Below are 15451 nucleotides of genomic sequence, written 5' to 3'. Positions count from 1 at the left end.
TATTTGTAGTTCTATCTGAGAACAGAAAGGAGAACCGAGACATGGCCGATGAACAGTTCCATCTCGTCTCCAACTATGCCCCCACGGGTGACCAGCCCCAGGCCATTGAGCAGCTGGTAGAGGGCGTTGAGCGGGGCGACCGCTGCCAGACCCTGCTGGGTGTGACTGGCAGCGGCAAGACCTTTACCATGGCCAACGTGATCGCCCGGTGCAATCGCCCCACGCTGGTGCTGGCCCATAATAAGACGCTGGCGGCCCAGCTCTGCACCGAGTTCCGCTCGTTCTTCCCGGACAATGCGGTGGAGTATTTTGTTTCCTACTATGATTACTACCAGCCCGAAGCCTACATCCCCAGCACCGATACCTACATTGAAAAGGACAGCGCCATCAACGATGAGATCGACCGCCTGCGCCATTCGGCCACGGCGGCGCTTTCGGAGCGGCGGGATGTCATCATTGTGGCATCGGTGTCCTGTATCTACTCTCTGGGCGACCCCATCGATTACCGCAGCATGGTCATCAGCCTGCGGCCCGGGATGCAGATGGAGCGTGACGACCTGTGCAAAAAGCTGGTCACCCTGCAATACGAGCGGAACGACATCAATTTTATCCGCAATAAGTTCCGCGTTCACGGCGACACGGTGGATATCTATCTGGCCTACATGAGCGACCTTGCCATCCGGGTGGAGTTCTTCGGGGATGAGATCGACCGCATCACGGAGTTCAACCCCGTTACCGGCACCCGGCAGAACGTGGTGAAGCATGTGGCCATCTTCCCGGCCAGCCACTACATCGTCAGCGCCGATAAAAAGGCAGCGGCCATTGAAAAGATCCGCGCCGAGTGCGACGAGCAGGTGAAGAAGTTTACCGCAGAGGGCAAGCTCATTGAAGCCCAGCGCATTCAGCAGCGAACGAACTACGACATCGAGATGCTGACCGAGGTGGGAATCTGCAAGGGCATCGAGAACTATTCGGCGGTGCTGTCGGGCCGTGCGCCGGGCAGTATGCCCACCACTCTGCTGGATTATTTCCCGGAGGATTTTCTGCTTTTTGTGGATGAGAGCCATGTGACCCTGCCGCAGGTGCGCGCTATGTACGGCGGCGACTACGCCCGCAAAAAGACGCTGGTGGAGTACGGCTTCCGTCTGCCGTCGGCCTTTGACAACCGCCCCCTCAAGTTTGAGGAGGTGGAAAGCAAGCTGAACCAAATGGTGTTCGTCTCGGCCACGCCGGGCGAGTACGAGCGCCGGAACAGCACCCGGATCGCGCAGCAGGTCATCCGGCCCACCGGCCTGCTGGACCCGCTGATCTCGGTGCGGCCTGTGGAGGGGCAGGTGACTGACCTGCTGGGCGAGATCAACGCCCGCACGGCGAAGAATGAGCGTGTTCTTGTGACTACCCTGACCAAGAAGATGGCCGAGGACCTGACCGACTTCTTGACCGAGCAGGGCATCAAGGTCAAATATATGCACCACGAGGTGGACACCTTTGAACGGATGGAGATCATCAAGGATCTGCGCCTGGGCTCTATCGATGTGGTGGTGGGCATCAACCTTCTGCGTGAGGGTCTGGATCTGCCCGAGGTCAGCCTTGTGGCGATCCTGGATGCCGACAAGGAAGGCTTCCTGCGCAGTGAGACCAGCCTCATCCAGACCATTGGCCGCGCGGCCCGCAACGCCGAGGGTCTGGTCATTATGTACGCCGATGAGGTGACGGACAGCATGGAACGCGCCATCACCGAGACCGAGCGCCGCCGTGCCATCCAGATGGCCTACAATGAAGAACACGGCATCGTGCCTAAGACCATCGTCAAGGCCATTGCGGACAGCATTGAGATCAGCGATAAGGCGGAGAACGCAAAGCGGAATACCCGCCGCATGGGCAAACTGGAGCGGGAAGCTGCCATCGAGCGCCTGACCCGGGAGATGAAGGAGGCTGCCAAGCTGCTGGAATTTGAGCATGCGGCCTTCCTGCGTGACCAGATCGACCGCCTGCGCCGGGGCGAGAACCCCACCGTGGACTCGGATGCCGAGACCGAGCGCAGGCAGAACCATGCACAGACACAGAGAAGAGGGAGAAAGTACCTTGGCAAACGATAAGATCGTCATCAAAGGCGCACGGGAGCACAACCTGAAGAATATTGATCTGACCCTCCCGCGCGAAAAATTCATTGTTATGACCGGCCTGTCCGGTTCCGGCAAGTCGAGCCTTGCCTTCGATACCATTTATGCCGATGGCCAGCGTCGCTATGTGGAGAGCCTTTCCAGCTACGCCCGGATGTTCCTGGGTCGGATGGACAAGCCCGATGTGGATGAGATCACCGGCCTGTCGCCGGCTATTTCCATTGACCAGAAGACCACCAGCCACAACCCCCGCTCTACCGTGGGCACCGTGACCGAGATCTACGATTACCTGCGTCTGTTGTATGCCCGCGTGGGCGTGCCCCACTGCCCGGTGTGCGGCCGCGTCATCAGCCAGCAGACCGTGGATGAGATGGTGGATGCCGTGCTCAAGCTGGAGGACGGCACCAAATTCCAGGTGCTGGCTCCTGTGGTACGCCAGCGCAAGGGCACGCAGCAGAAGGAGCTGGATGCCGCCCGGCGGGGCGGCTACTCCCGTGTGAGGATCGACGGCAATCTGTATGATCTGGACGAAGAGATCACGCTGGAAAAGAACATCAAGCACACAGTGGAGATCGTGGTGGACCGCCTTGCCATGCGCAAGGGCATCCGGGGTCGTCTGGCGGATTCGCTGGAAACTGCGCTGGCTCTGACCGGAGGCATCGCTGAGATCGATGTCATCGGTGGGGAGTGCATGACCTTCAGCCAGAACTTTGCCTGCCCGGAGCACGGCATCTCCATCGGGGATCTGTCGCCCCGGCTCTTCTCCTTCAACAACCCCCAGGGTGCCTGTGAGAAGTGCACGGGCCTTGGTACGTTTATGCGGGTGGACGAGGAGCGCATCCTGCCCAATAAGAACCTGTCCATCCGGCAGGGGGCCATCAAGGCCAGCGGCTGGTACTACGCCGAGGGCTCTGTCAGCGAAATGTACTACCTTGGTCTGGGTAAAAAATACGGCTTTACGCTGGACACGCCCATCAAGGATATGAGCACCGAGGCAGTGAACGCCCTGCTCTACGGCACCAACGGCGAAAAGATCGAGATGCACCGAACCAATGAGTTCGGCAGCGGTGTCTACTATAATACGTTTGAGGGCATCGTGGAGAACCTGGAGCGCCGCTTCCGGGAGACCAACAGCGAGTGGATGAAGGAAGAGATCGGCAGCTTCATGTCCGGCGTGGAGTGCCCGGACTGCCACGGCAAGCGCCTGAAGCCGGTGGTGCTGGCAGTGACCGTTGGGGATAAGAACATCAGCGAGTTCTGCGAAATGTCCATCCGGGATGAGCTGAAATTCATTGCCGAAAATGAGCCGAACCTGACCGAGAAGCAGAGGCAGATCGGCGGTCAGATCATGAAGGAGATCCGGAACCGCCTGCAGTTTTTGCAGAGCGTGGGTCTGGACTACCTGACCCTGGCCCGCGCGGCTGGCACCCTGTCCGGCGGCGAGAGCCAGCGCATCCGCCTCACCACCCAGATCGGCAGTGCGCTGTCCGGCGTGCTCTATGTGCTGGACGAGCCCAGCATTGGCCTGCACCAGCGTGACAACGACAAGCTCATTGCGACCCTGAAGAACCTGCGGGATCTCGGCAATACCGTCATCGTGGTCGAGCACGACGAGGATACCATGCGCAGCGCGGACTATATCGTGGATGTGGGCCCCGGCGCGGGCGTTCACGGCGGCGAGATCGTGGCGGCGGGTTCCGTGAAGGATATCTGTAAGGCCAAGCGGAGCATCACCGGCGATTACCTTTCCGGCCGCAAGCGCATTGCCGTGCCCCAGACCCGCCGCACAGGCAATGGGAACTTTCTGACCGTGAGGGGGGCCCGGGAAAACAACCTGCGCAACATTGATGTCCGGTTCCCGCTGGGCGAGTTCGTTTGTGTGACCGGCATCTCCGGCTCCGGCAAGTCCAGCCTGATCAACGAGATCCTGTACAAGACGCTGGCCTGTGAGCTGAACGGTGCCCGCAGCCGTGCGGGCAAGTGCGACGGGGTGGAGGGTCTGGAGTTTGTGGATAAGGTCATTGGCATCGACCAGCAGCCCATCGGCCGCACGCCCCGCTCCAACCCGGCCACCTATACCGGCGTGTTCAACGATATCCGCGCCGTCTTTGCCGAGACCCAGGATGCAAAGATGCGCGGCTACGGCCCGGGAAGGTTCAGTTTCAATGTCAAGGGCGGCCGCTGTGAGGCCTGCGAAGGCAATGGCATCCTGCAGATCGAGATGCACTTTCTGCCGGATGTTTATGTGCCCTGTGAGGTATGCAAGGGCGCGCGCTATAACCGCGAGACGCTGGAGGTAAAGTATAAGGAAAAGACCATCTCCGACGTGCTGAACATGACCGTGGAGGAGGCGGTGGTGTTCTTTGCAAACCAGCCCAAGATCGCCCGCAAGCTGCAGACCCTGCTGGATGTGGGCCTTGGCTATGTGACCCTTGGCCAGAGTGCCACCACCCTGTCCGGCGGCGAAGCCCAGCGTGTGAAGCTGGCCAATGAGCTGGCCCGCCGCAGCACCGGCAAGACGGTGTATATCCTCGATGAGCCCACCACAGGCCTGCACATTGCGGACGTGCATCGCCTGATCGAGGTACTGCAGAAGCTGGTGGATGCGGGCAACACAGTCATTGTCATCGAGCATAATCTGGATCTCATCAAGTGTGCGGACCACATCATTGACCTTGGCCCTGAAGGCGGCAGCGCCGGCGGCCTGGTGATTGCCGAGGGTACGCCCGAGCAGGTGGCCGAGGTGCCCGGCAGCTTTACCGGCCAGTACCTCAAGCCCCTGCTGGAAAAGGACAGACAGCTGCGGACCGCAGATGCGGAAACTGGCGTAAAAGCAAAAAAGTAAAGCGGCGCTCATACGATGAAAATCATACTTTTCTTGAAAAAATCAGAAAAAGATGCAGAAAAGTGTTGACAAAACCCGGAAAGATGCGTATAATATCTTTTGTCGCCAATGCTTCGGTAGGGAGGCAGAGGACGATATCCGGGTGTAGCGCAGTTTTGGTAGCGCGCTTGAATGGGGTTCAAGAGGCCGTGAGTTCGATTCTCGCCACTCGGACCAGATGATTCCCAGTCGAACAACTGTTCGACTGGGAATTTTTTTGTTTTTCGGAAGCAGACGCTTCGGAAAGATTAAAATAAATAAGCATTTCCGTGTCTGTGATATCGATGCGATTTACAAAGGTATCAATGATCCTGCGGTTATAATCCTCGGTACGTTCATTGGGAGAGATAAGGAACTGCTCCAATAGGAAGAGGATGCGCTCACGATCCAGAACGGGTGGATGAACTTCTTTCAGGGATTCTAATTGATAGTTGAGGGTGCTTTCCTGCTGCTCCAAGTCAGCAAGGCGGGCGGACAGACGAGAGCTGGCAGTACCGTTTTCAATGGATTCAATGATATTGTTGATTTTTCGGTGCACATCAGCCAGGTTTTGCTCTAACATTGCACGCTCTGGATCGGGCTGATTGACATCTGCCTGCTGTGCAGCGGCAATAGCGTCGGCCAGATCTTCAAGAGTGTCTGGACGAAGGATATTTTCACAGATGGCATTGACCACAAGATTCTCGGCAACATCTTTTGGGATGTTTTTCTTTTTGCAGGTACCGCCATCAGCTTTATTCCCGCAAGCATAGTAATAGTAAACATCGTTGCGGCAGTTGTGGCCGGAGATGCCCCGCATCAGACTGTGGCAGCAACCGCAGAAAAGCTTGCCAGAGAGCAAGTAATCAGCATGGGAACTATGTGGTGCACGGTGCTGTTTATTGAGCGTGAGCATTTTCTGAGCCCTCTTCCATAGATCATCGTCGATGATGGCGGGAATTGCACCATCAATGCGGACATCGTAGGCCTTGCAGATATAGACACCATGATAGGCTTCATTCTGGATGATACGAGGAATGCTGCATTTGTTAAAGGCGTTGCCCTTACTGGTACGGAGCCCGGCAGCGTTCAGCTGCTCCACGATGGAAGCGCTGCTTTCTCCGGCCGCATAGTGCTCAAAGATGAATCGAATGGTCGGGGCGTTTTTCTCGTCGATAATAAATCGCTTGTGTTCATCCGTAGTAAGCCCCAGGGGGCGGCTGGGATTGATGGCTCTTCCTTTCAATGCGGATTCCCGCATACCACGCCGCATCTTTTGAGCCAGCTCAGCGGAATAGTATTCGGCCAGGGATTCCATCAGACCTTCCAGAATAATGCCCTCGGGCCCTTCCACAGAGCTTTCGGCTGCATAAAGAATGCGAACTCCGTTATCCCGCAGTTTCTTTTTGTAGACCGCGCTATCATAGCGATTGCGGGCGAAGCGGTCGGTTTTCCAGCAAATCACGAGATCGAACAGATGCTTGCTGCTATCTGCGATCATCTGCTGAAAAGCCAGCCTGGATTCAACACCACGGCCCGAAATGTGCCGGTCAATGTATTCATGCACGATAGTCAAGCCATGCTGCCGGGCGTAGGCTTCGCAGTCCCGGCGCTGGCCCTCGATGCTCTGCTCGGTCTGCTGGGAACCGCCGCTGTAACGGTAGTAGGCAACCAGACGGTTCCCGGGAGATACTTTCTTTTTTCTTGCCATGATTGCTCCTTGTGCGCTGAGCAGGATCATGGTACAATGAAATTGCTCAGCAGGCGTGTTTTCTTATCCTATGATTATTCTCCGACAGACAGATTCCCCATCTGGCCCCGGCGGCTCTATCGTACAGAGCTGCCGGGGATTCTTTATAGATGATGATTATTTGATAAGCTCATGCCAGTTAGAGGGAAAACCAAGTTCAGAGGGCTTGGCAGAAGGGTGTTCAGCAAAGCAGACTTGAATACAGCTGGCGAAAGTGAATCTCTCGTTCTGAGGCAAGAGCTGATAAAGCGCATAGACGTATCCAAAAGGCTTTGTTCCATATTCGTTGATCTCCTTGGGAAGCTTAGCAGGAGGGTTTACGCGCTTTCTGTGATAGAATCGTGCTCCATGTGCAGCAATATTTCGCGCAACAACAGAACAATGTATCCAGTTCTCAATATATTCGCGGGAAGGGATGCTATAAAATTCTCGCGCGATTGCGGCACGGTCAGATTTTGAGAGATTACGGTACATCATAGAAATCTGATCGAATGATAGGACTTCAACCACTACCCACAACGGATAAATACCGTTCAGGTCGTTGTGATGATGTAGAACAAAAGGTTCATCCTTTCGCAGATTAAGAGACTTTGAAAGAGCATTCAAGAATTTGGCATGTCGCCAGGGATCTTCGAAGTTCTTTCCATCGAGATATCCGATAGGACCGTACTGCCGCGCATGATAATAAGCAACATAAGATTTAAGATTTGTCTCCACAACAGATGCAGCATGAAATATGGCAGCTCGAAACTGATCATCGAACTCGTATAAATCTATAATGTCTGAGAAAGATGCTCCATCGAAAAATTTGTCATTACCAGTGGCAGTGTCACGCTGGCGAAGCGTTAAAGAGTACGCACTTAATCGGTAATAATTTTTCTCCCGAAGCCACTGTAAGGCAAGCTCTTCATCTGGAATTGCTAGACCTCGCCCACGAAGGATAGAAAGCTGCTCTTCATACGGAGAAAATGGTTTTGGTTCTGCCATATTGTTTGTCCTCGAAATAAAGGTATAAAAAAAGACCCGCCATGATACGCATGAATGCTTTCGCATCCAGAGGCTTAGCGGGTTCCGTTGCCATTATTATACGCCTCTGGAGGCCTGTTGTACACAAAATTTTTGTGAACTGTTGCGAACATCACAAAAAAAGTTTAAAAAACCTATTGACAAGTATCTGAAATACAAACTTTATTCATAATACCCCACCGGCCAGCCCGGCGGGGGTGTTGTTTTGCCCTGCTGGTGTTGTCGCACTGGCGGGGTTATTTTTGTTTGTGGGACTGATTCCAAAATGAAAACAGTTCATTTGAGCGGATAGCCGTTTTTGGTAACAACTGTTTTTTCAACAAGGCTTATGCCGTCAAGGTTGGATTTGCGTATACCGCCACCATTGACATAAACATCGTACAAAGTGAGAATTTCGTTTTTCATTTCATCAGTGAGAGTAAAGTCGAAGCTTTGCGTTGTTCCCTGGAGCCTTATTTTAATCTCATCATTTTGATGCTGAATCAAATCATCCATGAAAGAAAGCATTTGATTTGTCAAATCAAAACTGATGTTTTCAAAGACGGTCCCATCGCTTCCGAGCGAATAGGAATGATTACAGTTAGAGAATATGTAGCGGTTATCACCGATTTTAATGAGAATCGAGTTGAGGTCTGCCCAATGGTATCCATGATAATCAAATTCCAAAACGTAAAAATCGGCGGGATCTGTTAGACTGATAAAGGGGCTGACTAAGATAACAGCACTTGCGGAGGATGTGACAATAGTTTTACCATCTGCCCATCCTGAGGAACGAACATAGGTTATTCCAGTCATATCATCTGCAGTAAGGCTGAGATCATCTCTCCCATTAAAAATGCTGCGATTAAATTCAGCAGATGCAAATGCAGAAACAGGGATAGAAACCATTAGCAGAACAATTAGTGCAAGGGAAATAAGTGTTCTTTTCATTTAATGTCCTCCGCCTTAACTAACGTTGCGATAGGAATAAGATTTGTAAAAACGGTAGCAACTTTTTTCCCGCAAACCGGGCATAAAATATCTTCAAGATCCCGAAGTCCTTCATGAGTAGATGTGCTATCATACTCCAAAAGTGAACCACAATTATTGCAAGTTGTACGGTGAATCATAATGGGTATATCCTTTCTGCAATGAAAACTTAGTTTACAGCGTCAAAACAGTCATCATAGCCATGTTCATAGCCTTCGGCATAGGCTTCTTGATAATTATCTGCTGCGCCGTCCGGGTAACCAGCGTCATAACCATGATCCCAGCCTTCATCATAACCTACCGAATAGCCAGCATCATATTCATTGCGAATACTTTCGTTTTCCACCCGGCAAGCTTCGTATCCCGCCTTATAGCCTTTGTTATATGATGCTTCCTGATTCTGAGCATAGCCATCATCGAATCCATCGTCCCAACCATTATTATAGCTATCATGGGACATCTGAGAAACGGCATTTTGATAATACGGAGAATCAGGACGATAGAAATCATAATATCCGGCACCAATACGGATACCGAAGTACAAGCCAACAAGAAGAAAAACAATCATTAGAATAGTGATAAGAAATAAAAAGCGATATTTATGTGATTTTGGATCAGCCACCATAATTCCTCCCTTACTTACGCTTCTTTCGTAACCAATCCATCCGCAGCAGGTTTTTTATAGTATCCTGTACGATGCAAGTCCTCTGCATACTCAATGACCTTAGCCTGACCTTCTTCATTCAGTTTATCGAAAACCGAGAGCAAAGAGGTCTGGGCCTTGGTGAGGGAGGCCTGTGCTGGTTCGGCATCTTCCATTCCCATTAAATAAGTGGGAGTGGTATCTAATACCAATGCAAGTTTTTCAAGAATAGAACGTTTCAGGTTGACAACAAGGCCGTTTTCGTATTTGTAGATGGCCGCTTTTTGCACACCAACTTTGGCACCGAGTTCTTCCTGCGTCATCTGATGCTCAATGCGAAGCTGGCGTATCCGTTCGCCGGTGGTCATAGGACATCACCCTTTCATACGTTGTATCTTAATAATAACACAGATAATCTAAAAAGCAAGAAAAAATATCTTGACAAGATTCATACAACATGCTAATATTTAAGTATCCTAAAAAGATACTTAAATATAGAACAATATTTAAGGGGATGGATGAACGGAGGTGAAAAAGGGTGAATAAGAGAAAACTCAATGCTGTTATGCAGTTGCATGGGGAATCGCAACAAAATCTGGCGGATTTCCTCGAAATGAGCCTCTCACGGTTGAATGCCAAAATCAATGAATACCGTGGAGCGCAGTTTCGGCAGAATGAGATTGCAGCCATTCAGGAGCATTACGGTTTGACCGCCGAGGAAGTGAACGAGATATTTTTTGCTTCATTGGTATCTCAAAAAGATTCTAATGGACCGGCGGCTTGACCCCACCGACCCGAAAAAGAGCGCATGAAAAAGCCCCGGCGGGGAGCCGGGGACAGAGAGATGAAAGGAGGGTGAAGAGGTGAGTGTGCAGCTGGTGATTGCTGCATGGCTAATTGATTTAGCGACAGTATGGATTGCGAAGCGATGGTTGGGCGGCGAGATTCAGGGCTACATTCTTTTTTCCATTATGCTGAGTTACTTATGTGCGGTGCTTACGCTCTACGAGTGGGTGGTGCATCTGTAATAGTTCCTGACGCATAGCTTCAAACGCTTCATAGGCAGAAGCATTGAATGCTTTTTGTGATTCAGGTGTCGGATTTGATTGAAATTCCATCAACTGCGAAGAAAAACCGCTTAATTTTGCACAGGTATCCCGGCTGGAAAACAAAATGGCACGGGCGCAGCAGGCAGTAAGCCTGCCAGCGTCGGCATCTGGAGAGCGGCTCATAAAGGATTGAGCGGCTTCAAAGAAAGATTCGTAGGCTTCTACCTGAGCATGGAAGAACATTTTTTCGGATTCCAGCTTGTAGGCAGATAAATTTGTAGCTTTAGCTATGATCACCTGAGCAATTGCAGTGAAAAGCGCAGCAAGGGCAGAAACGAGAGCAGCAAGTGAGGAAATAAGGGTAAGTCTTTCAACGAATGTCATGTAAAACACATCCTTTCTGGTTGGATTGTACCACCAGGGGGAGAACCGGACAAGAGCACATGAAAGGAGCAACGAACGATGGACCGTTATATGATCGTGATCCCGGCGAAGAACCGGGCGTTCAACATGAAGTGTGATGATGGTGACAGCATGAAGCTGGAGACCCTGCAGAAGCTGGTGGGCGGGCCGATCGAGCCGGTGCCCGCCTTGCTGAGCGCCGAGTGGGCGCGGGAGAAGGACGTGGACGGCATTCTGCTGCTGGTGAACGAGGAAGGGCTGATGAAGGAGCGCCCCCTGACGAACCAGCGCGCCAGTGAGATGACGGCGGCAGAGCTGGTGGGCCCGGCAGTTGTGGCCGCAAAGCGCGGCGATGAGCTGATTGGCTTTGCAAAGCCTGTGGTGGAGACCATCTGCGCCGAGTGGCTGTGAGGTGCTGCCATGGGCCGAAGGAAAAAGCAGGAGCTGCCTTTTGAGCACTGGCAAATTATTGAATTGCTGCACATCGCACAGGATTTTTACTCAAAACCGGAGAATGAGGCTGCATTTCAGGAATGGAAGGCGGCCAGAGATGCGAGAAAAGCAAAAAGGCCCGCCGGTGCGGGAACACCGACGAGCCAACCAGGGTGATGGTTTTTGACTGCCCATCACCAGAAGTTTAACACAGAGTGGGAGGATTTGCAAATGAAAAAGAAGATCACGGGCAGCGTGCTGAGCGCCGGTGCCATTGTGCTGGGACTGGCTGCCGCAGGGTGCGGCGGGGCCATTGAGAACGCGGCCAACGGCTGGGAAATGCTGGGCTACACGCTGCTGGCCATCGTGCTGGGCTGTGCAGCCCTGGCGCTGGCCGGGCTGGGCCTGGTGGCAGAGCAGCGGAAGGAGCCGCAGAAAATCCACAAGGTGCCGGAGAACACGGTGAAGAAAGCCGTCTGCGGCAGAAAGGTGGGGTAAGGATGAAAATCACGATTTACAGAAATGGAAACGATGGCGGTCTGAGCATTGAGGATGGTGAGAGTGAAGCGGATGTTACACGGGTGATAATGCAGTCGGCAGTAAGTTTTGTTGTCAGCAGCGTGCCCAGTGACCTGAACAACACCCAGAAAGAGGAGATTGTTCGGAACTTTGCAAAGGCCGCTGAACTGGAAATGCGGTTGGCACTGAGCCGTAACCCGGTGACAGGCCGCTTTGAGGATAAAGAAGCTGCTTTTATGGAAGAGCTGATGAAACGGGCGATGGAGGCCAAGCAGAAATGACGCTGGAAGAGTACAAGAACATTTTGATTACCGGGACACCAAGTGATCGGGCGCGGGCCATTGCCGAGGCCGGGAACGACAGGAGCCTGACCGACGAGGAGTTCCACGAGCTGACGGCCATGATCAAGGGCGTTGTGCGGCCCGGGCGGCGGAAGATGACCCAGGACGAGGCAAAGCTTTGGGCCGAGGTGAGCCGGATCAACACCCGGTTGAAGGACGAGATGGTGAACGCGGGCTTTGCGGTGAGGGCCCTGCCCGGCGACCTGCAGGAGGATGCGATCAACGTTCTTTCCCGCACGGTGAGCGGGATGCTGGGCGACCTGACCGCCATGATGGCAGAGACCGGGGAGCCGTGAGATGGACGGCACCCAGTGTGTACATGTGTTTGAGATCACCCGGAGCCGGTGCCTGAGTTGTGGGGGCCGGAACCGGGCGTGCGGGGAATATGAAGAACGGAGAAGTTACCATGAAAACAAAGATGAGCCTTTCGGCGGAGATGGACCTGACCCAGGACAGCGTGGTGCAGCTGACCTGCTGGTGCGGGCAGATCGCCTTACATGAGCTGTGGGGGCTGGGCCGCACCCGGCTTGACCGGATCACCAGACGGAAGGAGCTGCTGGGCAGCCAGAGCCTGGCTGTGGTGATGCAGCCGGACAAGAACGGGATGCCCCAGACGGAGAAGGCCCGGCGGATGCGGGCGGAGGCGATCCCCAAGGGCGTGCCGACGGAATTCCGGGTGCCTGCGTTGCGGACACCCCGCACCCGGCGGGAGCAGCAGCTGAAAATGGTGGGCGACCGGGCAGCGACCATGGCCTGGCAGTTGATGGCGCTGGCCTGTGTGCAGGAGCTGGGGTTTGGAGCAGACCGGCTGAACCGGCTGTATGCAGAGATGCGCCACAACTACGAGCAGCTGAATGAGTGGGGCAAGACGGACGGGCTGGACGTGGCCATGGAAAAGCTGCGGCGCTGCGCCTGCGATGCCTTGCAGACTGAGGACATCGTGGTGGAGAACGTGGACGACGAAAAGACAGTGCAGACCCTGAGCCGAAGCTACAAGGAGCAGGAAGTGGAGTTTCTGAAGCGGGCCGTGATGATGGCAGCGGGCCGCAAGGCCTGCCGCCAGAGCCTGAATGTGCTGAACGAAGAGAGTGTTCGGCAGAAATGTGCTGCTGCCATGGCAGCGGCTACCGGAAGCAACCTCTCACCGCTGCGGTCTGGCTATGCCAGCGCCTTGCAGAGCTCCCCTGATATGGGAGCCAAGGATCAAGGAGGACGATAAGATGCAGAGTGGATGCAGATGGGTATACACCCTGATGGACTGGGACACCGGCGAGGTGGTGGCCAAGGGCACCAGCGTGGAGCTGGTGGAGCAGGGATATTTTCCCGATGTGAACAAGCTGAGCAGCGTTTGGAATAATCTGGAAAAGTGCAAGAACCCCAGCCCGAAGAACTACCGGTGGAAGATGGAGCGGAAGAGCACCAAGGACGACCGGGTGGAGAGGGCCCGGGCAGAGGGCCTGAGCGCGGACGAGCGGGCCGAGACCCGGATGGTGCGGGTGTACAGCTGCTACGGTGCGGACGGCACCCTGCTGGGCAAGGGCACGGCGGCAGAGCTGAAGGACAAGGGATTGTTTGGCAGCGAGGGCACAGTGCACGAGTGCTACCGCAAGCGGGGCGGCGTGTACAAGCCCGGCGGCGTTACGCGGATGGAGATGGAGCTGTGCCAGAAACGGATCCGGCACCCCATGAAGCTGCCGGATCAGCCAGCAAAGGTGAAGCGCAAGCCCATTGGCGGCGTGATCGACCCCAGCGCCCTGGCCTATGACGTGCATGACCTGATGATCTACAACGAGAAGGCCAGGAAAATTGGAAAGCCGGAACTGACCTACGGATACTGGGCGGAAAAAGGAAAGCCCGCCACACCTTAAACACCTTAATCTTATTATGAAGAGCAACGGATACGATGGACCTGACACGCCACCGTATCCGTTACGTTTCATAATACCTTTATAAAGAAAGAGGGGGAAGGTCCCTCTTTGGGGAGCTAGTATACCCGTTATTTCTGTGACGGATGTGTCACGGGAAAGAGAATATCAGCAGAAAGTGAAAGCCAGCAGGAGGGCACCGGGATGCGGAATACCTACACCAGAGAGAAGAGAACCCTGTGTGGGGAGAGCTACATGGAGGTAGACCTGTATGCCATTACCCCGGAGGAACACCAGGCCAAGCGCAGGAAGAAGTGCAGGCCCAGCAGTGAACGGCAGAAGCGGCGGAATGCCCAGCACGCCCACCGGCGGAGGGTGCAGAAAGCAAACGCCAATTTCACGGTGCTGGGGTTCTACCTGACCCTGACCTATGCGGAAGAATACCTGCCGGAAAGCATGGAACAAGCCGAAAAAGACCTGCGGAACTACATACGCCGACTAAAAACGGCAATTTTAGCTGCCTTTGGCCCGGGCTTTGCCCTGCGATACATGGGGCTGACCGGCTGCGGACGAAAAAGCGAACGCTACCATCATCACCTGCTGATCGAGTGCCCAGGGCTGACTATGCGACAGAATGCAGACTTTCGGCAGCTGCTCGAGGACAAATGGTCCGCACGCCAACCGGACGGCAGCTATGAGCTTTTGGGTACAGCTAACGCTGATCGGCTGAACCTGCAGAACCGGCTGGATGACCTGATCACCTACTTCGAGAAGCACGGGCAGCTGCGCTGGTACGAGAGCAGAAGCCTGATCCAGCCGGTGGAGCTGGTACCCAATGACACCAGATGGAGCCGGAAGCAGCTACGCAAAGGCTGCACGGACTGCAAGGACAGTGCCTATTGGTGGGAGCAGAAATACCCGGGCTGGAAATTCGTGCGCTGCGTGGTACCGGAACCGGAGAGCCCCGGATGCGAGAAAGAGGGCTGGGATGCGGATGACCTGCGGTGCTATGTGGTGATGGTGAAGCAGAAGGTGGGACATGCCTTTGCGAAAGTTCGCACCTGACAGATAAAACACCGGTATTTTGCGCGTTATACCCATGCGAAAAGAAGGTGGGGCGGTGACAAAAGAGCAGAAGAAAGCGACCCGGCAGGCTCTGCGCCGATATGGCGAGGGGTCTGTTTGTGCTGCCTGGGCGCAGGTGATCGGGGCGGTGCTGGCCTGGTACGACCGCAATGACCCGGTATGCGCCCAGCTGCTGCGGCTGCGCTACCTGCAAGGTCTGCCCGAGGAAAAGGTGATCGCCCGGCTGTATGTGGGGCGAACGACCTACTACACCAAAGAGCTGGAAGCCCTGAGCACCGTGGCAGTGTGTGCAGCGGATGCAGGGCTGCTGCCCGGCGGGCAAATGTCCGGGGTAGTTGCACCCGGCGGGGCGTGATAGGATATTTGCAAAGGCAGGTGAGAGA

18 protein-coding genes and 1 tRNA gene are annotated in these 15451 nt (G+C 54.3%); 13 read left to right on the top strand and 6 right to left on the bottom strand.

Translation table 11 applies throughout. The features are described from left to right. Positions 1-41: 41 nt before the first annotated feature. From uvrB to ACKXGA_RS04340, 3 genes are all read left to right on the top strand, one after another. Positions 42-2099: an excinuclease ABC subunit UvrB gene (gene uvrB, locus ACKXGA_RS04350; protein WP_005930935.1), complete on the top strand. Its 2058-nt coding sequence runs from the start codon at positions 42-44 to the stop codon at positions 2097-2099. Then, entirely contained in the window at positions 2086-4968 is a 2883-nt protein-coding gene (gene uvrA / locus ACKXGA_RS04345; RefSeq protein ID WP_423730167.1) for an excinuclease ABC subunit UvrA, read from the top strand. The genes uvrB and uvrA overlap by 14 nt, the downstream gene beginning before the upstream one ends. A gap of 138 nt (positions 4969-5106) precedes the next feature. After that, positions 5107-5184 (top strand) — tRNA-Pro (locus ACKXGA_RS04340). Here ACKXGA_RS04340 and ACKXGA_RS04335 read toward each other — a convergent pair. The 5 genes from ACKXGA_RS04335 to ACKXGA_RS04315 form a co-directional block, all read right to left on the bottom strand. Next, complete coding sequence (locus ACKXGA_RS04335) at positions 5147-6697, bottom strand: recombinase family protein (protein ID WP_423730166.1); 1551 nt, start codon at positions 6695-6697, stop codon at positions 5147-5149. The two genes, ACKXGA_RS04340 and ACKXGA_RS04335, sit on opposite strands and share 38 nt — an antisense overlap. 156 nt (positions 6698-6853) lie before the next feature. Then, the gene (locus tag ACKXGA_RS04330; RefSeq protein ID WP_197041774.1) at positions 6854-7723 is read right to left on the bottom strand and encodes an Abi family protein; all 870 of its coding nucleotides are present in this window, start codon (positions 7721-7723) and stop codon (positions 6854-6856) included. A gap of 315 nt (positions 7724-8038) precedes the next feature. Next, positions 8039-8692 carry a hypothetical protein gene (locus ACKXGA_RS04325; protein ID WP_317332848.1) on the bottom strand — a complete coding sequence of 218 codons (654 nt, stop codon included), beginning with the start codon at positions 8690-8692 and terminating at the stop codon, positions 8039-8041. Positions 8693-8900: 208 nt separating this feature from the next. Then, entirely contained in the window at positions 8901-9356 is a 456-nt protein-coding gene (locus tag ACKXGA_RS04320) for a hypothetical protein (RefSeq protein ID WP_423730165.1), read from the bottom strand. A gap of 14 nt (positions 9357-9370) precedes the next feature. After that, positions 9371-9742 carry a helix-turn-helix domain-containing protein gene (locus ACKXGA_RS04315; protein ID WP_317332841.1) on the bottom strand — a complete coding sequence of 124 codons (372 nt, stop codon included), beginning with the start codon at positions 9740-9742 and terminating at the stop codon, positions 9371-9373. Positions 9743-9912: 170 nt separating this feature from the next. Here ACKXGA_RS04315 and ACKXGA_RS04310 point away from each other — a divergent pair, with 170 nt between their 5' ends. Next, positions 9913-10158 (top strand): transcriptional regulator, encoded by a 246-nt coding sequence (locus ACKXGA_RS04310; protein ID WP_423730164.1) that lies wholly within the window; start codon positions 9913-9915, stop codon positions 10156-10158. A 199-nt stretch (positions 10159-10357) separates the two neighbouring features. Here the strand turns inward: ACKXGA_RS04310 and ACKXGA_RS04305 are convergent, their stop codons facing one another. Next, positions 10358-10807 carry a hypothetical protein gene (locus ACKXGA_RS04305; protein ID WP_154276995.1) on the bottom strand — a complete coding sequence of 150 codons (450 nt, stop codon included), beginning with the start codon at positions 10805-10807 and terminating at the stop codon, positions 10358-10360. Between the two features lie 78 nt (positions 10808-10885). Here ACKXGA_RS04305 and ACKXGA_RS04300 point away from each other — a divergent pair, with 78 nt between their 5' ends. The 9 genes from ACKXGA_RS04300 to ACKXGA_RS04260 all read left to right on the top strand — a co-directional run bounded on the left by ACKXGA_RS04300 (position 10886) and on the right by ACKXGA_RS04260 (position 15423). Next, the gene (locus ACKXGA_RS04300; RefSeq protein WP_423730163.1) at positions 10886-11236 is read left to right on the top strand and encodes a DUF3846 domain-containing protein; all 351 of its coding nucleotides are present in this window, start codon (positions 10886-10888) and stop codon (positions 11234-11236) included. Positions 11237-11245: 9 nt separating this feature from the next. Then, positions 11246-11434, top strand: a complete 189-nt coding sequence (locus tag ACKXGA_RS04295) for a hypothetical protein (protein WP_154276997.1) — start codon at positions 11246-11248, stop codon at positions 11432-11434. Between the two features lie 54 nt (positions 11435-11488). Beyond that, a complete protein-coding gene (locus ACKXGA_RS04290) occupies positions 11489-11755 on the top strand; it encodes a hypothetical protein (protein ID WP_423730162.1) in 267 nt (88 codons plus the stop codon). 2 nt (positions 11756-11757) lie between these two features. After that, positions 11758-12057, top strand: a complete 300-nt coding sequence (locus ACKXGA_RS04285) for a hypothetical protein (RefSeq protein ID WP_423730161.1) — start codon at positions 11758-11760, stop codon at positions 12055-12057. Next, on the top strand, positions 12054-12413 hold the full coding sequence (locus ACKXGA_RS04280) for a hypothetical protein (protein ID WP_423730160.1): 360 nt from the start codon (positions 12054-12056) through the stop codon (positions 12411-12413). The genes ACKXGA_RS04285 and ACKXGA_RS04280 overlap by 4 nt, the downstream gene beginning before the upstream one ends. A gap of 110 nt (positions 12414-12523) precedes the next feature. Beyond that, the gene (locus ACKXGA_RS04275) at positions 12524-13336 is read left to right on the top strand and encodes a hypothetical protein (RefSeq protein ID WP_423730159.1); all 813 of its coding nucleotides are present in this window, start codon (positions 12524-12526) and stop codon (positions 13334-13336) included. Position 13337: 1 nt separating this feature from the next. Beyond that, entirely contained in the window at positions 13338-13985 is a 648-nt protein-coding gene (locus tag ACKXGA_RS04270) for a hypothetical protein (RefSeq protein WP_317332821.1), read from the top strand. A 201-nt stretch (positions 13986-14186) separates the two neighbouring features. Next, the gene (locus ACKXGA_RS04265) at positions 14187-15047 is read left to right on the top strand and encodes a rolling circle replication-associated protein (RefSeq protein ID WP_249259275.1); all 861 of its coding nucleotides are present in this window, start codon (positions 14187-14189) and stop codon (positions 15045-15047) included. 55 nt (positions 15048-15102) lie between these two features. Beyond that, positions 15103-15423 carry a SqdX protein gene (locus ACKXGA_RS04260; protein ID WP_423730158.1) on the top strand — a complete coding sequence of 107 codons (321 nt, stop codon included), beginning with the start codon at positions 15103-15105 and terminating at the stop codon, positions 15421-15423. Positions 15424-15451 lie beyond the last annotated feature (28 nt).

The organism is Faecalibacterium hominis (ex Afrizal et al. 2022) (assembly GCF_049545105.1).
GTDB lineage: Bacteria > Bacillota > Clostridia > Oscillospirales > Ruminococcaceae > Faecalibacterium > Faecalibacterium duncaniae.
This window is presented reverse-complemented; position numbering and strand designations above follow the sequence as displayed.

Excerpts from the sequence above, each read along its gene's own strand:
- ACKXGA_RS04290 (WP_423730162.1), top strand. The coding sequence starts at position 11,489 with ATGAAAAAGAAGATCACGGGCAGCGTGCTGAGCGCCGGTGCCATTGTG.
- ACKXGA_RS04330 (WP_197041774.1), bottom strand. The coding sequence starts at position 7,723 with ATGGCAGAACCAAAACCATTTTCTCCGTATGAAGAGCAGCTTTCTATC.
- ACKXGA_RS04315 (WP_317332841.1), bottom strand. The coding sequence starts at position 9,742 with ATGACCACCGGCGAACGGATACGCCAGCTTCGCATTGAGCATCAGATG.
- ACKXGA_RS04325 (WP_317332848.1), bottom strand. The coding sequence starts at position 8,692 with ATGAAAAGAACACTTATTTCCCTTGCACTAATTGTTCTGCTAATGGTT.
- ACKXGA_RS04285 (WP_423730161.1), top strand. The coding sequence starts at position 11,758 with ATGAAAATCACGATTTACAGAAATGGAAACGATGGCGGTCTGAGCATT.
- ACKXGA_RS04320 (WP_423730165.1), bottom strand. The coding sequence starts at position 9,356 with ATGGTGGCTGATCCAAAATCACATAAATATCGCTTTTTATTTCTTATC.
- uvrB (WP_005930935.1), top strand. The coding sequence starts at position 42 with ATGGCCGATGAACAGTTCCATCTCGTCTCCAACTATGCCCCCACGGGT.
- ACKXGA_RS04265 (WP_249259275.1), top strand. The coding sequence starts at position 14,187 with ATGCGGAATACCTACACCAGAGAGAAGAGAACCCTGTGTGGGGAGAGC.
- ACKXGA_RS04305 (WP_154276995.1), bottom strand. The coding sequence starts at position 10,807 with ATGACATTCGTTGAAAGACTTACCCTTATTTCCTCACTTGCTGCTCTC.
- ACKXGA_RS04275 (WP_423730159.1), top strand. The coding sequence starts at position 12,524 with ATGAAAACAAAGATGAGCCTTTCGGCGGAGATGGACCTGACCCAGGAC.
- ACKXGA_RS04295 (WP_154276997.1), top strand. The coding sequence starts at position 11,246 with ATGGGCCGAAGGAAAAAGCAGGAGCTGCCTTTTGAGCACTGGCAAATT.
- ACKXGA_RS04270 (WP_317332821.1), top strand. The coding sequence starts at position 13,338 with ATGCAGAGTGGATGCAGATGGGTATACACCCTGATGGACTGGGACACC.
- ACKXGA_RS04280 (WP_423730160.1), top strand. The coding sequence starts at position 12,054 with ATGACGCTGGAAGAGTACAAGAACATTTTGATTACCGGGACACCAAGT.
- ACKXGA_RS04335 (WP_423730166.1), bottom strand. The coding sequence starts at position 6,697 with ATGGCAAGAAAAAAGAAAGTATCTCCCGGGAACCGTCTGGTTGCCTAC.
- ACKXGA_RS04300 (WP_423730163.1), top strand. The coding sequence starts at position 10,886 with ATGGACCGTTATATGATCGTGATCCCGGCGAAGAACCGGGCGTTCAAC.